Origin of the sequence: Pseudomonas sp. gcc21 (assembly GCF_012844345.1) — a bacterium.
GTDB lineage: Bacteria > Pseudomonadota > Gammaproteobacteria > Pseudomonadales > Pseudomonadaceae > Halopseudomonas.
In genome coordinates this window covers 2,635,565-2,648,372 of the sequence record NZ_CP051625.1, presented here as the reverse complement: position 1 = coordinate 2,648,372, position 12,808 = coordinate 2,635,565, and the positions used below count along the sequence as shown (strand labels likewise).

Annotated in this window: 12 protein-coding genes; 6 read left to right on the top strand and 6 right to left on the bottom strand. The window is 60.8% G+C overall.

The genetic code is table 11. The annotated features are described in order from the left end of the window. Nucleotides 1–16: 16 nt before the first annotated feature. The 4 genes from HG264_RS12140 to HG264_RS12125 form a co-directional block, all read right to left on the bottom strand. Nucleotides 17–1,459, bottom strand: coding sequence for a coniferyl aldehyde dehydrogenase (locus tag HG264_RS12140; protein WP_169407928.1), 1,443 nt, complete (start codon nucleotides 1,457–1,459; stop codon nucleotides 17–19). Nucleotides 1,460–1,743: 284 nt separating this feature from the next. Next, nucleotides 1,744–2,319, bottom strand: a complete 576-nt coding sequence (rsmD, locus tag HG264_RS12135; RefSeq protein ID WP_169407927.1) for a 16S rRNA (guanine(966)-N(2))-methyltransferase RsmD — start codon at nucleotides 2,317–2,319, stop codon at nucleotides 1,744–1,746. Further along, nucleotides 2,316–3,887 carry a pitrilysin family protein gene (locus HG264_RS12130; protein ID WP_169407926.1) on the bottom strand — a complete coding sequence of 524 codons (1,572 nt, stop codon included), beginning with the start codon at nucleotides 3,885–3,887 and terminating at the stop codon, nucleotides 2,316–2,318. Before HG264_RS12130 ends, rsmD begins: the two co-directional genes overlap by 4 nt. Then, entirely contained in the window at nucleotides 3,887–5,248 is a 1,362-nt protein-coding gene (locus HG264_RS12125) for a pitrilysin family protein (protein ID WP_169407925.1), read from the bottom strand. The genes HG264_RS12130 and HG264_RS12125 overlap by 1 nt, the downstream gene beginning before the upstream one ends. A 124-nt stretch (nucleotides 5,249–5,372) precedes the next feature. On the opposite strand from HG264_RS12125, the gene ftsY reads away from it, so the two are divergent. The 4 genes from ftsY to rpoH all read left to right on the top strand — a co-directional run bounded on the left by ftsY (nucleotide 5,373) and on the right by rpoH (nucleotide 9,351). Then, nucleotides 5,373–6,659, top strand: coding sequence for a signal recognition particle-docking protein FtsY (ftsY, locus tag HG264_RS12120; RefSeq protein ID WP_169407924.1), 1,287 nt, complete (start codon nucleotides 5,373–5,375; stop codon nucleotides 6,657–6,659). 3 nt (nucleotides 6,660–6,662) lie between these two features. Then, nucleotides 6,663–7,325 (top strand): cell division ATP-binding protein FtsE, encoded by a 663-nt coding sequence (gene ftsE, locus HG264_RS12115; RefSeq protein ID WP_169407923.1) that lies wholly within the window; start codon nucleotides 6,663–6,665, stop codon nucleotides 7,323–7,325. A gap of 2 nt (nucleotides 7,326–7,327) precedes the next feature. Further along, nucleotides 7,328–8,362: a permease-like cell division protein FtsX gene (gene ftsX / locus HG264_RS12110; protein ID WP_169407922.1), complete on the top strand. Its 1,035-nt coding sequence runs from the start codon at nucleotides 7,328–7,330 to the stop codon at nucleotides 8,360–8,362. A 125-nt stretch (nucleotides 8,363–8,487) separates the two neighbouring features. Next, entirely contained in the window at nucleotides 8,488–9,351 is an 864-nt protein-coding gene (gene rpoH, locus HG264_RS12105; RefSeq protein ID WP_169407921.1) for an RNA polymerase sigma factor RpoH, read from the top strand. A 60-nt stretch (nucleotides 9,352–9,411) separates the two neighbouring features. On the opposite strand, the gene HG264_RS18500 is transcribed toward rpoH, so the two are convergent. Together HG264_RS18500 and HG264_RS18495 are read right to left on the bottom strand one after the other, a co-directional pair. After that, a complete protein-coding gene (locus HG264_RS18500) occupies nucleotides 9,412–9,972 on the bottom strand; it encodes an AraC family transcriptional regulator (protein ID WP_256663667.1) in 561 nt (186 codons plus the stop codon). Nucleotide 9,973: 1 nt separating this feature from the next. After that, nucleotides 9,974–10,366 carry a cupin domain-containing protein gene (locus HG264_RS18495; protein WP_218572989.1) on the bottom strand — a complete coding sequence of 131 codons (393 nt, stop codon included), beginning with the start codon at nucleotides 10,364–10,366 and terminating at the stop codon, nucleotides 9,974–9,976. 157 nt (nucleotides 10,367–10,523) lie between these two features. Between HG264_RS18495 and HG264_RS12095 the strand changes: the two genes are divergently transcribed. Both HG264_RS12095 and HG264_RS12090 read left to right on the top strand, forming a co-directional pair. Further along, the gene (locus HG264_RS12095; RefSeq protein ID WP_169407920.1) at nucleotides 10,524–11,882 is read left to right on the top strand and encodes a tetratricopeptide repeat protein; all 1,359 of its coding nucleotides are present in this window, start codon (nucleotides 10,524–10,526) and stop codon (nucleotides 11,880–11,882) included. Between the two features lie 209 nt (nucleotides 11,883–12,091). Next, a complete protein-coding gene (locus HG264_RS12090; RefSeq protein ID WP_169407919.1) occupies nucleotides 12,092–12,697 on the top strand; it encodes a hypothetical protein in 606 nt (201 codons plus the stop codon). Nucleotides 12,698–12,808: the final 111 nt, after the last annotated feature.

The window sequence follows — 12,808 nt, the reverse complement described above, 5'->3', positions numbered from 1 at the left end:
TCTGGTTAGCTGCGTGTTAGCGAATGAATAATCTGTATATCAGCTTCAACAGCGTGCCCCCGTAGGGCGGATAGATGGGCCGGGCGCCGTTGAAGCGCTGCTTGATATATACACCTTTCGCCTGGCTGAAAGTAAGGAACCCTTCGCGGCCGTGATATTGCCCCATTCCCGACGGACCTTTTCCGCCGAAAGGCAGGTCATCCTGCGCTACGTGCAGCAGGGCATCATTGATGCACATCCCGCCGGCCTGGGTCTGTGTCATGACCCGCTGCTGTTCGGCGCGGTCGTAGCCGAAATAATACAGCGCCAGCGGCGTCGGGCGCTCGGCGATATAGGCAAGCGCCTGGTCCAGGCTGTCATAGGGCACGATGGGTAGAAGCGGGCCGAAAATCTCTTCCTGCATCACCAGCATGTCATCGGAGACATCCCATAGCAGCGTTGGCGGCAGGACCCGGCTCCCGGCCATATCCTCGCCCGTCGGGTTTATCACGTGAACGCTTGCGCCCTTGTCGACGGCGTCCGCCAGGTAACGATTGAGCCTTTGGAGGTGTCGGGCGTTGATGATCTGCGTGTAGTCCGGATTCTGCGCCAGGGTGGGGTACATTTTGCTGAACCGTTGGCGCAGCGCCTCGACCAGCTCGGTGACCCGTTCACGCGGACAAAGCACGTAATCTGGCGCGACGCAGGTCTGGCCGGCGTTGAGTCCCTTGCCGAAGGCGATTCGCTCGGCAGCATCGGCAATGGGTACATCGGCAGAAATCATCGCTGGCGACTTGCCGCCGAGCTCGAGTGTCACCGGTGTGAGGTTTTCCGCCGCCGCGCGCATGACGTGGCGGCCGATCCCAGTGCCACCGGTGAACAACAGGTGATCAAAGGGCAGCCTGGCGAACGCCACGGCTACATCCGTTTCCCCGCAGACGACCGCTACCTGCTCTCGTGGAAACACGGTAGCCAATATCTCGGCCAGAACCGCAGCCGTGGCCGGCGTCGACTCGCTCATCTTGATCATCGCCCGGTTCCCCGCGGCCAGCGCCGCAGTGAGTGGTCCTATGGCGAGGTAGAGCGGGTAGTTCCAGGGCACGATAATGCCCACCACGCCTAGCGGCTGGTAGATCACCCGCGCGGTGGCCGGCTGGAACGCCAGGCCAACGTTACGCCGCGAGGGCTTAACCCAGTTGTTCAGGTGCTTGATCGTGTAGTTGATTCCCTCCACCGATGGCAGCAGTTCGGCCAATCGGGTTTCGTCGCTGGAGCGGCGGCCGAAGTCTTGATTGATTGCATCAATCAACTTCTGTTGCTGGGCGATCAGAGCCGCTTTTAACTGCCCAAGCTGGCGGACTCGCTCTGCCGCGTCCGAGGTTGGCGCAGCTCGAAACGCAGCGCGCTGACTGGCGAAGGTTTCGTTCAGTGAAGAAATGGCATCTTCTTGCTGCTGGAGGTAGGCGATGTCGGCAACCATTAGAGCTCTACTTAGGGTCGGCACGCCGACTGACTGGGGATTCAAGAAAACTGGTTCTAGAGTAATACCCTGGAGCTGTCAATTGCTGGGAATGTCTCGCTGCAGGGGTTTGGGGACAGAGCGGTTAGCTGCCAGTCGCGCTATATCGAGGCGGAGCTCGACACTCCATCGTTCGGTGTTTTCAATAGAGAGCTGGGTTCCATTCCCGGCCAGCGTGCTGGCTGGTGGCGCCTATGGCCTATGGTCGAGTCCGATCGCGCCCCGTGGTGCTTAACAACCCATCGTTACGCTTGTCGACGCCACAGCGTGTACCACACCTGCCCGGCACGCTTTTCGCGGTGCAGCCGCCAGCTTGCCGGCACCGTCTGGCGGTCCGGGGGCAGTTCGCTTTCGGTATAAACCCAGGCCCGGTCTGTCAGCCAGCCGTTGTCCTCTACCGCAGCGCAGGCGGGTTCCAGCAGCTCCTGCCTGAATGGCGGGTCGAGAAAGACCACATCGAAGGGTGACTCCGGGGTGCTGGCCAACAGGCTTAGGGCGTCCTGCTGACGCACTTCACCGTTGTCACACTCAAGCGTGCTCAAATGCCCGCGCAGCGTGGCGACGACCTCGCGGCTCGAGTCAGCACTTAAGGCGAAGCTGGCGCCGCGAGACAGTGCCTCGAGGATCAGCGCGCCGCTGCCGGCGAAAGGGTCCAGGCAGCGGGCGCCTTCAATTTCGCCGCTGAGCCAGTTGAACAGCGTTTCCCGTACCCGGTCCGGTGTCGGACGCAGTCCAGGCTGTTCGGTGAAGGTGAAGCGCCGGCTGCGCCAGGTTCCGGCAATGATGCGCAGCTGGCTCTGGCGGCCTTTGTCCTGCCTCATGGGGTCGCTTCCTCAGGCGCATCGGGCGCGGTTTCGGTATTAGTATCGTTCGGGTGGTCTTCCGGCGTCTCAAGCACAGGGCCGACGGTCACTACGAGCCTTTCGCCCTGTGCGAAGTGGCGTGCGAACGCTTCGCGGATCTCCTCGGTGCTCAGCGCCTGGATGCGGTCCATGAACAGCTGCATGTGGTTCAGCGGCAGGTCATAGAAGCCGATGGCACCCAGCTGGCCAACGATCGCCGCATTGCTTGCGGTGCTGAGCGGGAACTGGCCCATGATTTGCCGCTTGGTCCGCGCAAGGTCCGCCTCGCTCGGGCCCGTCTCGATGAACTCGTCCAGGCTGTTGTTGATGACTTCCAGTGCCTGCTCGACCTGATCAGCGCGGGTCTGCATGCTGATCATGAACGGGCCGGGCGCCTGCATGGGAATCAGGCTGCTGCCGACCGAATAGGACAGGCCGCGCTTCTCGCGGATTTCCTCCATCAATATTGAACCAAAGCCCGAGCCGCCCAGCATCTCATTGCCGACATAGAGCGCGGCATAATCCGGATCGTGGCGGCTGATGCCGCGCTGACCCACCAGTATGTGCGTCTGCTGCGCATCAAAGGGGATATGTGTGGGCTGTAGCGCGACCGGGTCAGGCTCCGGTGTTTTTGCGGCTGCGAGGCCTTCCGGCAGAGCATCGGCGAGGCGCTGTGCTATGCGTTCTGCTTGTTGACGGTCTATCGCACCGACCATTGCGATAACGGCATTGCCCGAGGCATAAAATTCCTGATGAAAACTGCGCAGTTGTGTCGGCGTGATCTGCTTCAGGCTTTCCGGGGTGCCCTCCGGCAGGCTGCCATAAGGATGATCGGGATAGAGTCCTGCCCAGAATGCTTCGCTGGCTAGTGCCGCCGGCCGTTGCAAGCGATAACGCAGGCTCGCCTGCAATTGATTGCGCAGGCGTTCGAAGGCGTCCTGCGGAAAGCTCGGGCGGCTGACGACTTCAGCGAACAATGCCAGGGCAGGATCCAGCTTGTCGGCAGCGGTCAGGCTGCGCAAGCCGGTTAGCGCCATGTCGCGGTGGGAGCTGTTGCTGAACTGCGCGCCCAGGCGCTCAAAGCCCGCTGCAATGGCTCCAGCATCCTTGTCACCCGTCCCTTCGTTGAGCATTGCATTGGTCAGTGTTGCCAGACCCGGCTGATCGCCGTCACGGCTGGCACCGGCGGCGAACAAGACCTGCACGTCGAGCATCGGCAGTTCATCCGCTTGCATGAAATACACCCGCGAACCCTGCTCCGTCGTCCAATGCTGCAGGTCGAGTTTGCGACGGGCCGGTGGCTTGTCCGCATCCAGCTTCTTCAATGACTCGAGATCGGGTAACGGGGCGTCAGCAGCGCCGCCCTGGGCGATGCTTTCAGTATCAACCGCGGCAGGGGTGGTATCGACCAGCGCAGCCGGCGCGGCTTTCGCCTGGGCCGGAGGATTATCTGCGCCGGACTTGAGCAGCGTGATGCCAGCGATCACAGCCAGCACGATCACGACGAGCAGCCAGCGCAGCGTTTTGCGGGAATGAGCGACAGCCATCAGCGAGTCTCCTGGTCCTGGGTGGCGGGCAATACGTGGGCGCGGGTCAGGCGTTCACGTGTCAGGTAGCGTCGTGCGACCTCGCTGACCTGTTCCGGCGTGATGGCTTCGAGCGTCTCGACGTCCTTGTCCAGCAAGGTCCAGGGCAGGCCGATGCTTTCCAGTTGACCGATACGGTTGGCCTGCTGGCTGATCTGATCCTGTTCGTACACCAGGCTGGCGATCAGTTGCGATTGCACCCGGTTCAATTCCACGGCATTTGGGGGCTGGTTTTTCAGCTCGTCGATCTGCTCCCAGAGAGCGTCTTCCAGTTGCTCCAGACTGATGTCGCGCGATTCGTTGGGTACGCCGCTGAGCATGAACAGGGAATCGCCCCGGTTGAAGGCGCTATAACTGGCGGAGGCCGATGTGGCGACCGATTGCGCACGCTCCAGGCGGCTGGCCAGACGGGCGCTGTATCCGCCATCCAGCACGGCTTCCAGCAGGCGCAACGCGTGGGCCTCCCAGGCGTGCTCGGAGGTATTCAGGCTCGGGACGTTGAAGCCCATGAGCAGGCTGGGTAGCTGCACGTCGAGGTGCATGACCATGCTGCGCTCGCCGCCGCCTGGCAGTTCCAGCGGTGCCTTCTGTTCGGGCACCGGGCCAGCGGGGATAGGGCCGAAATAGCGCTCAACCAGGGTGCGAACCTCGTCGAGCGTCACGTCGCCGACGATCACCAGTGTGGCGTTACCCGGTTGATAGTGCAGCTCATACCAGGCGCGCAGGTCTTCGACGGTGAGCCGGTCAAGGTCATGCATCCAGCCGATGACAGGCTGCGCATAGGGGCTGGCCATGTGCGCCTGGGTCATGAAACGCTCATAGGCGAGGCTGTTGGGATTGTCGTCGACACGCAGGCGGCGCTCTTCCTTGATGACCTGCATTTCACGCATGATCTCGTCTTCGGGCAGAGACAACAAATGCATGCGCTCGGCTTCCAGTTCCAGGGCAACGGCCAGCTGATCGCGGCTGAGGACCTGATAATAGGCGGTGTAATCGCGGCTGGTGAAAGCGTTTTCCTGCGCGCCGAGACTGCTGAGGATCTTCGATGCCTGCCCCGGCGCAATGTTCTCGCTGCCCTTGAACATCATATGTTCCAGCGCATGCGACATGCCGGTTCGGCCTGGCGGCTCGTCACTGCTGCCGACCTTGTACCACAGCTGCGATACCACGACCGGCGCGCGATGATCCTCTCGTACTATTACCTTGAGGCCATTGTCCAGACTGAATTCGTGAGTAGTCTGGCGTTGCTCCTGGGCATGGGCGAGGCCGGACAGCCCAAGCATCAGCAGCAGGATCGAAACGGGTTGCAGAAGGCGCGACATGCGATGGTCCTGGGTGGTCTTGGAGGGACGACGGTCATACCGCCTGTGGCGGAAGTGGGGTAGGATAACCCAACCTACAACGTGGCGGCCAAACCGCGTCGCCAGACTCTGATAGTGATCGTAAATGTTTGGTTCAAAAGACAAGTCAGATAAGCCGGACTCCAAGCGTTCAGAGAACGAGGCGTCCAAGCCCGAGAAAAGAGGCCTGTTCGGCTGGGCTCGGCGCAAGAGCGAACCGGCTCCACCTGCTGCCAGTGAGCCGGTGGTCGAGCCGGTTGAAACACCGGCTGAGCGGCCTGCCGAACAACCCGTCGCGCGCGATACGCCCCCCCCGGTGCCCGCCGAGCCGGATGCGGCTGGTTCGACCCCTGTTGTCTCCAGCCAGGATCAGGCCGCCCGGGAAGTAGCGGCCGAGCTGTTCGGTGGCCTTGGCCAGGTATCGGAACAGCCCGAGAAGGAGCCCGAACCGGAGAAGCCGGCAGCCGAACCCAAGGGCTTCTTCGCCCGGATGAAGGCAGGGTTGTCGAAGACCAGTGCCAATCTTGGCGAGGGCATGGCCAACATGTTCCTCGGCGAGAAGGAAATCGACGATGAGCTGATGGAGGACATGGAAACCCGTCTGCTGATGGCCGATGTCGGTATCGAAGCCACCACGCTGATCATGGAGTCGTTGCAGCAGCGCGTCAGCCGGCGCCAGGTAAATAACCGCAAGGCGTTATACGGTGCCTTGCAGGGCGAGCTGGAAAGCCTGCTGGGCAATGTGGCCAGACCCTTGGTCATTCCCGCCGAGAAGAAGCCGTTCGTGATCCTGGTCGTGGGCGTCAATGGCGTCGGCAAGACCACGACCATCGGCAAGTTGGCCAAACGACTGCAGGGCGAGGGTAAGCAGGTGATGCTGGCTGCTGGCGATACCTTCCGTGCGGCAGCGGTGGAGCAGTTGCAGGTCTGGGGCGAGCGCAACCATATACCGGTCGTCGCGCAGCATACCGGCGCTGATTCGGCTTCGGTGATCTTTGATGCGTTGCAGGCCGCCAAGGCGCGGGGTGCGGATGTACTGATCGCCGACACCGCCGGGCGTTTGCATAACAAGGACCACCTCATGGATGAGCTGAAAAAGGTCAAGCGGGTACTGGCCAAGCTGGACGACGAGGCACCGCATGAAGTGCTGCTAGTGCTCGACGCGGGCACCGGTCAGAACGCCATCTCCCAGACCAAGCTGTTTGATCAGGCGGTTGGGCTCACGGGTCTGGCCTTGACCAAGCTCGATGGTACCGCCAAGGGCGGGGTAATTTTCGCGCTGGCCAAGCAGTTCGGGCTGCCCATCCGGTTCATCGGTGTCGGCGAGAAGATTGATGATCTGCGTCCCTTTACTGCGCCGGAGTTCGTCAAGGCGCTGTTCGGGCGCGAGTAAACCATGATTCGCTTCGATCAGGTCAGCAAGCGCTACCCTAACGGCCACCAGGGGCTCGATAACCTCGACTTTCATATCCGGACCGGTGAGATGGTATTCATTACCGGCCACTCGGGTGCGGGCAAAAGCACGCTGCTCAAGTTGATCATGTGCATGGAGCGGCCAAGCGCCGGTCGGGTGCATATCGGCGGGCAGGATCTGCACGAGCTCGGCAGCGACGATATTCCCTATCTCCGCCGTCAGGTGGGCGTGGTATTCCAGAACCATCAGCTGCTGTTTGATCGCACCGTATTCGATAACGTCGCATTGCCCTTGATCATCAACGGCACGCCGCGGGATGAAATCGGCCGACGCGTACGCGCCGCGCTGGATAAGGTCGATCTGCTGAAAAAGGAAAATCTGTATCCCATCTCCCTGTCCGGTGGTGAACAGCAGCGAGTCGGTATTGCCCGGGCGGTGGTTCACAAGCCCGCCCTGCTACTGGCCGATGAGCCCACGGGTAACCTTGACCCGGCGTTATCGGCGGAAATCATGACGCTGTTCGAGGACTTCAACCGTGTCGGCGTGACAGTTCTGATCGCCAGTCACGATCTGCCGCTGATTGCGCGGCTGGATCATCGCATGCTTACCTTGCGCGAAGGTCGCCTGGTCAAGGACGGGGAGTAGGCATGGCCGAAAACAAGCGAAACCCGGGGCCGCGCACGCGTCAGCCTGCTGAAACGCCCGAGGTCAAACGCAGCAATACGCCGAAAGGCGCGGCCCGCTCGCAGCGCAACTGGAAACATCCGCTGCGCAGCTGGCTGGGCAGTCATCGTGACAGCGCATCTCAGGCGCTGCAGCGCTTGCGCAGGCATCCGCTGAGCAGTGCCATGACCATCCTGGTGATGACCATTGTGCTGGCATTGCCTACCGGGCTCGCTGTGTTGATTGGTCAGATCGAGCGCCTGGGCGTCGACTGGCAACGTGCGGCGCAGTTATCTGTCTATCTACAGGATGAAATGAACGGCAGTGCCGCCGAGCAATTACGCGACAGCATTGCTGCGCTGGATGAGGTGGACGAGGTTCAGTTGCTGGACAAGGCCCTGGCTCTTGCCGAGTTCCAGCAGCACTCCGGCATGGGTGATGCGCTGGAGCAGCTGTCCTACAATCCCTTGCCTTCGGTGATTCTGGTCACGCCGGCAAGCATCGAAGGCGGCGCCTCGGCGCTGCAGCCGTTAAGGGATCGCATTGCCGGTATGTCCGGGGTCGAGCTGGTGCAGATCGATCTGCTCTGGGTTGAGCGCCTGACCTCGATTCTAGCCATGCTTGAACGCTTCACTGGTGGCCTGGCGGTGCTGTTGATCTTCGCTCTGCTATTGGTAATGACTACCACCATTCGGCTGGCAATCGAAAGCCGCCGTGAAGAGATCCAGGTCATCAAACTGGTCGGTGGCACCGATGCCTTCGTGCGTCGGCCGTTTCTGTATATCGGTATGGTTTACGGGCTGGTCGCGGGGATACTGGCCTGGCTGTTGCTTGCCGGCGGTATCGCCTGGCTGAACACGACGGTGCGTCAGGTGGCGGCGCTGTATCAGAGCGGTTTCGAGTTATTGCCGATGCCGGCGGGGGACGGCCTGCTGCTGGTCGCTGGCGCTGTGCTGCTCGGCTTGCTCGGCGCATGGCTGGCAGTGGGTCGTCATATCCGTGACATTGAACCGCAATGAAAATGTTACATGGATGTAACATACTGTTTTATAAAGAATTAGTCTTGCTTTGATGAACTTCGTCAGGCGTTCACAGTCTCATCCAGCGGTGATACACTGAGCCGTCAATTTTTCGGAGTTCAAACATGAGCACTGCTTTGCAGCCCGTACATAACCTTGTTCCCGGTGCGAACCTAGAGGCGTATGTCCAGACCGTAAGCAGCATTCCGATACTCAGTGTTGAGGAAGAGCGCGAGCTGGCAGATCGTCTGTACTACCACGAAGATCTCGAAGCGGCCCGTCAGCTGGTGATGTCGCACCTGCGTTTCGTTGTGCATATCGCCCGCAGCTATTCCGGCTATGGTCTGGCTCAAGCCGACCTGGTTCAGGAAGGTAATGTCGGCCTGATGAAGGCCGTCAAGCGATTCAACCCGGAGATGGGTGTGCGTCTGGTGTCCTTCGCGGTCCACTGGATTCGTGCAGAGATTCACGAATTCATTCTGCGCAACTGGCGCATCGTCAAGGTCGCGACTACCAAGGCCCAACGCAAACTGTTCTTCAACCTGCGCAGCGCCAAGAAGAAGCTTGCCTGGCTTTCCCACGACGAAGTCAGCGCCGTTGCCGAAGATCTCGGCGTCGCAACCCGCGAAGTGCGCGAGATGGAGAGCCGGCTGTATGGTCAGGATCTCGGTTTTGACGGCGCGCAGGATGAGGATGACGACGCAGCCTATGCGCCAGTCCATTACCTGGAAGACAAGCGCTATGATCCCGCAACCCAGCTGGAGTCGGCGGACTGGACAGACAGCTCTGTCAACCAGTTGCAGCAGGGGCTTGAGCAGCTCGACGAGCGTAGCCGGGATATTCTCTACCAGCGCTGGCTGGCCGAAGAGAAAGCCACGCTGCATGAGTTGGCGGCCAAGTACCAGGTCTCGGCTGAACGCATCCGGCAGCTGGAAAAGAACGCGATGAACAAGTTGAAGAAGAATCTGGCGATCGAAGACGCGGCGTGACGCTGTTCGACCGCTAAAAAGGGTACCTTCGGGTGCCCTTTTTTGTTTCCGCTGCGCTAATCAGTGTCGCTTGCTGCGCCGCCAGGTAGCTGGCGGTAGACCATACTCACGCCGGAAGGCACGGCTGAAGGCCCCTTCCGATTCATAGCCGATATCAAAAGCTATCTGCGCAATACAATCTGAACTCTCCAATAAGCGCGCTGCGGCCTGTTCCAGCCGATGGCGTAGCAAATAGCCCATGGGCGCTTCACCGAGGGTGCGGACAAAATGGTCTGCAAAGGCGGAACGGGATAGGCCGACTTCCCTTGCCAGTTGGTCCGTCGTCCAATGGCGGGCCAGTTGACCGTGCAGCAGTTCCAGGGCGCGCGCCACCAGCGGGTCACGCAGTCCGGCAATCCAGGCTTCTGACTGATCTGATTGTGCTGCCGCGTATTGCTGAACGGTTTCGGTAAGCATGAGTTCAGCAATCTTCGCCAGCATGGCTGGGGATTGCCGTCGCCCTGTCGCCAGTTCATGGGCGGCAAATTGAAACAGATTCCTGATCCAGCCGGCCGGGCTGTCTTCCTGAACGCTCAACTTCAATGCGCGGGGTAGCAGGGCAATGATCGGGCTGCGCTTCATGTTATGTCCGAGAAAGCCGCAAAGCAGTGACGTCCGGTCGCCCCCCCGCGCCATAAACGAGGCGAGTCAGACCACCGTCAGCGGCCGGTTGCAGAAATTGTTCTGGGCAAACCGGGGCCAGCTCCGATGCACTGCTCAGGATATGCGGGTCGTTGCGCGGCAGTACCACGATGTCCCCGCCATAGGCCTGGAACGAAGGCATGCCTTCGACACTCACGAAGCAGTGACCGGCAAGCAGGTAGTGGTAGGCGATGAGATGGCGTGGGGGCGGCGTGAAAGGGCCGCAATCATCCGGCGTGACCTGGGCTTTGATGCACCAGGGTGCGCTGAACTCGGCATCCAGGAAGATGCTCCCGCTCAGGTGTAACGATCCGAGCAGCGATGAATCACCCACCTCCTTATCTCCAGGTCGGCGGATCGGTCATAAGATCCGGTGTTTTGCGCATTCTTTGCCGTGGCCCGGCTGAATAAGCTTAGCAGCAATCCACAGCGCCGATGGTAGCGGTAGCGCGCGGAGCGGGCAGTTCGGATGATTTAACGGAGAAAGAATAATGATTACTGATAGACAAGGCGAAGCATTGAGCGGCACGAACCCGGTGGCTGCGGAGTTGTATGATCAAGCGGTCGAGGCCTTCAATTTGTATCGCGGCGATCCGGTGGCGCTGATTGATCAGGCGATTGACGCAGCGCCTGACTGCGCCATGACGCAAATCTTCAAAGCCTATGTGTTTGCGCTGGCGACGGAGCCCGAAGCAAGCCGGCAAGCTGCCGCGCTGGTGAAAGAGCTCAAGTCCGGGCAATTGGCCGAGCGGGAACAATCCCATGTCGCCGCGCTGGAATACATTCTGAAGGGCAACTGGACCCGAGCAGGGCTACAGCTGGACCTGCACAATGCGGCGCATCCCAGAGATATGATTGGCGTGCAGGCAGGGCACCTGGTCGATTTTTACCGGGCTAACAGCCGTAACCTGCGCGATCGCATTGCGCGGGTATTGCCGCAATGGTCCACCGACACACCGGGTTACGCTGTGGTGCTTGGAATGCATGCCTTCGGGTTGGAAGAAACCGGCGATTATGCCAGGGCCGAAGACGCCGGGCGCCGTGCGGTATCCCTGCAGCCGCTGGATTGCTGGGCGCACCATGCTGTGGCCCACGTAATGGAAATGCAGGGTCGTGCCGAGGAGGGCATCGACTGGATGGTCTCGCGCGAGCCTCACTGGGCGGGCGACGATAATATATTCAAGGTACATAACTGGTGGCACCGCGCGCTATGCCATCTGGAGCTCGGTGAAAATGAGCAGGCATTGGCGCTGTATGACCAGGCCGTCTGGGGCGCGCCGAGTTCGATTGCGCTGGAGCTGGTCGATGCCTCTGCGCTGCTCTGGCGTCTGCATCTGGCTGGGGTGCAAGTCGGCCATCGCTGGCAAGCGGTGGCGGATAACTGGGCCATTCACGTCGAAGAAAGCGATTACCCCTTCAACGACTGGCACGCAGCCATGGCGTTCCTCGGCGCAGGCAGGGACGCGGCCCTGCAGCAACTGCTGGCAAACCTGAGGAGCCGGTGCGCCGGTAATTCGGAAACTGCCCGATGGGCGGGCGAGGTAGGCTTGCCACTGGTAGAAGGCTTTGTCGCCTTCTGGCGGGGCTCCTACACCCTGGCCGCGGAGCGCCTGCACCCGGCGCGCTTCATCGCAAATGCGTTCGGGGGCAGTCACGCTCAGCGCGACACTATCGATCTGACGCTGGCCGAGGCGGCGTTGCGTGGCGGCCTGCACAGTCTGGGTCGCTCGCTTGCCAATGAACGTCTGGCGCTGAAGCCGCGCAGCCTGATCAACCAGAGGTTCCTCGCGCGTGCGGCCAGGGAATATCGACCTGCGGAGCAGGCGGCCGCCGTGGGGCTCGCCGGTTAGCCGAATGGGCCAGAGTGCGTCAAAGCTCTGGCCCATTTTGCAAGTCTTGATCTGGCTCAATTGCACACAGCACCACATCGGTGAAAATAGGCCCTGGCTGACCTGAAGTCGCATGGCTGTTGCAATCGAGCCAGCCCCGCTCAGCCTTTCAACGAGGAGGGCCGGGCTGCATAATGATGCCGAATCCGCATTCTTGATGGAGTAACGGCATGTCCCTGCAAATGGGCGTTCGCACCCTGACCATTCTGGTTGTCGTGGTGCTGGGGTTTTTCGCCCTGGGTAACTGGATGGCTGAGCAAAACGCACCTGGCGAGATGCAGTGGCACGGTGAGTACCAGGACGCCCTGTGGCAACCCTTACAGCAACAGACGCTAACGCTGGCGGGTGTCGATGCAGCGCTTGGAACAGGTAGCCTGTGGCTGGTCAATGCTGAAAATCAACCCTTGCTGGTCAGTCGTTATCCGCTCGAAAGTGACGGCTTGGACTGGCGCGTGCAGGCAGTGATTGACCTGGATGTGGCACAGACCGAGAGCCTGGTACGTGCTCAGGCCTGGACAACAGACTCGCCGGAGCAGGCGATATCGCCCGGTGTGGCCGCCGCATTGGCGGGGCGCCTGGTAAGGCGTATCAGCCTGATTCCCGAGAAGCCGGTGGATGTCGTGAGCTTCCAGGGCTCGCTGGGCAATCCGGCCATGCGCATGGATGTGGGTGAAGGCAGGCAGGCCTGGGTCTATCCTGAACAGGGTGCGGTGGTTGCTGTGAGTGAAGACCAGGCTCATTCAATCATGTTTGGCCCCAGCGACGACTACGAATAGCGCTGTCGGCGGCCATACCTCGAACTGCGTATTGTGCCGGTAGGCGCGATTTCTGATCATTATTCGTTCTGTCTGTTGCCGGCAAAATCGAAGCCGCGGCAGGCGCTTAAA

Bases quoted from the DNA above. Each gene is read 5' to 3' on its own strand.
- HG264_RS12140 (WP_169407928.1), bottom strand. From the start codon at position 1,459: ATGGTTGCCGACATCGCCTACCTCCAGCAGCAAGAAGATGCCATTTCT.
- rsmD (WP_169407927.1), bottom strand. From the start codon at position 2,319: ATGAGGCAGGACAAAGGCCGCCAGAGCCAGCTGCGCATCATTGCCGGA.
- HG264_RS12130 (WP_169407926.1), bottom strand. From the start codon at position 3,887: ATGGCTGTCGCTCATTCCCGCAAAACGCTGCGCTGGCTGCTCGTCGTG.
- HG264_RS12125 (WP_169407925.1), bottom strand. From the start codon at position 5,248: ATGTCGCGCCTTCTGCAACCCGTTTCGATCCTGCTGCTGATGCTTGGG.
- ftsY (WP_169407924.1), top strand. From the start codon at position 5,373: ATGTTTGGTTCAAAAGACAAGTCAGATAAGCCGGACTCCAAGCGTTCA.
- ftsE (WP_169407923.1), top strand. From the start codon at position 6,663: ATGATTCGCTTCGATCAGGTCAGCAAGCGCTACCCTAACGGCCACCAG.
- ftsX (WP_169407922.1), top strand. From the start codon at position 7,328: ATGGCCGAAAACAAGCGAAACCCGGGGCCGCGCACGCGTCAGCCTGCT.
- rpoH (WP_169407921.1), top strand. From the start codon at position 8,488: ATGAGCACTGCTTTGCAGCCCGTACATAACCTTGTTCCCGGTGCGAAC.
- HG264_RS18500 (WP_256663667.1), bottom strand. From the start codon at position 9,972: ATGAAGCGCAGCCCGATCATTGCCCTGCTACCCCGCGCATTGAAGTTG.
- HG264_RS12095 (WP_169407920.1), top strand. From the start codon at position 10,524: ATGATTACTGATAGACAAGGCGAAGCATTGAGCGGCACGAACCCGGTG.
- HG264_RS12090 (WP_169407919.1), top strand. From the start codon at position 12,092: ATGTCCCTGCAAATGGGCGTTCGCACCCTGACCATTCTGGTTGTCGTG.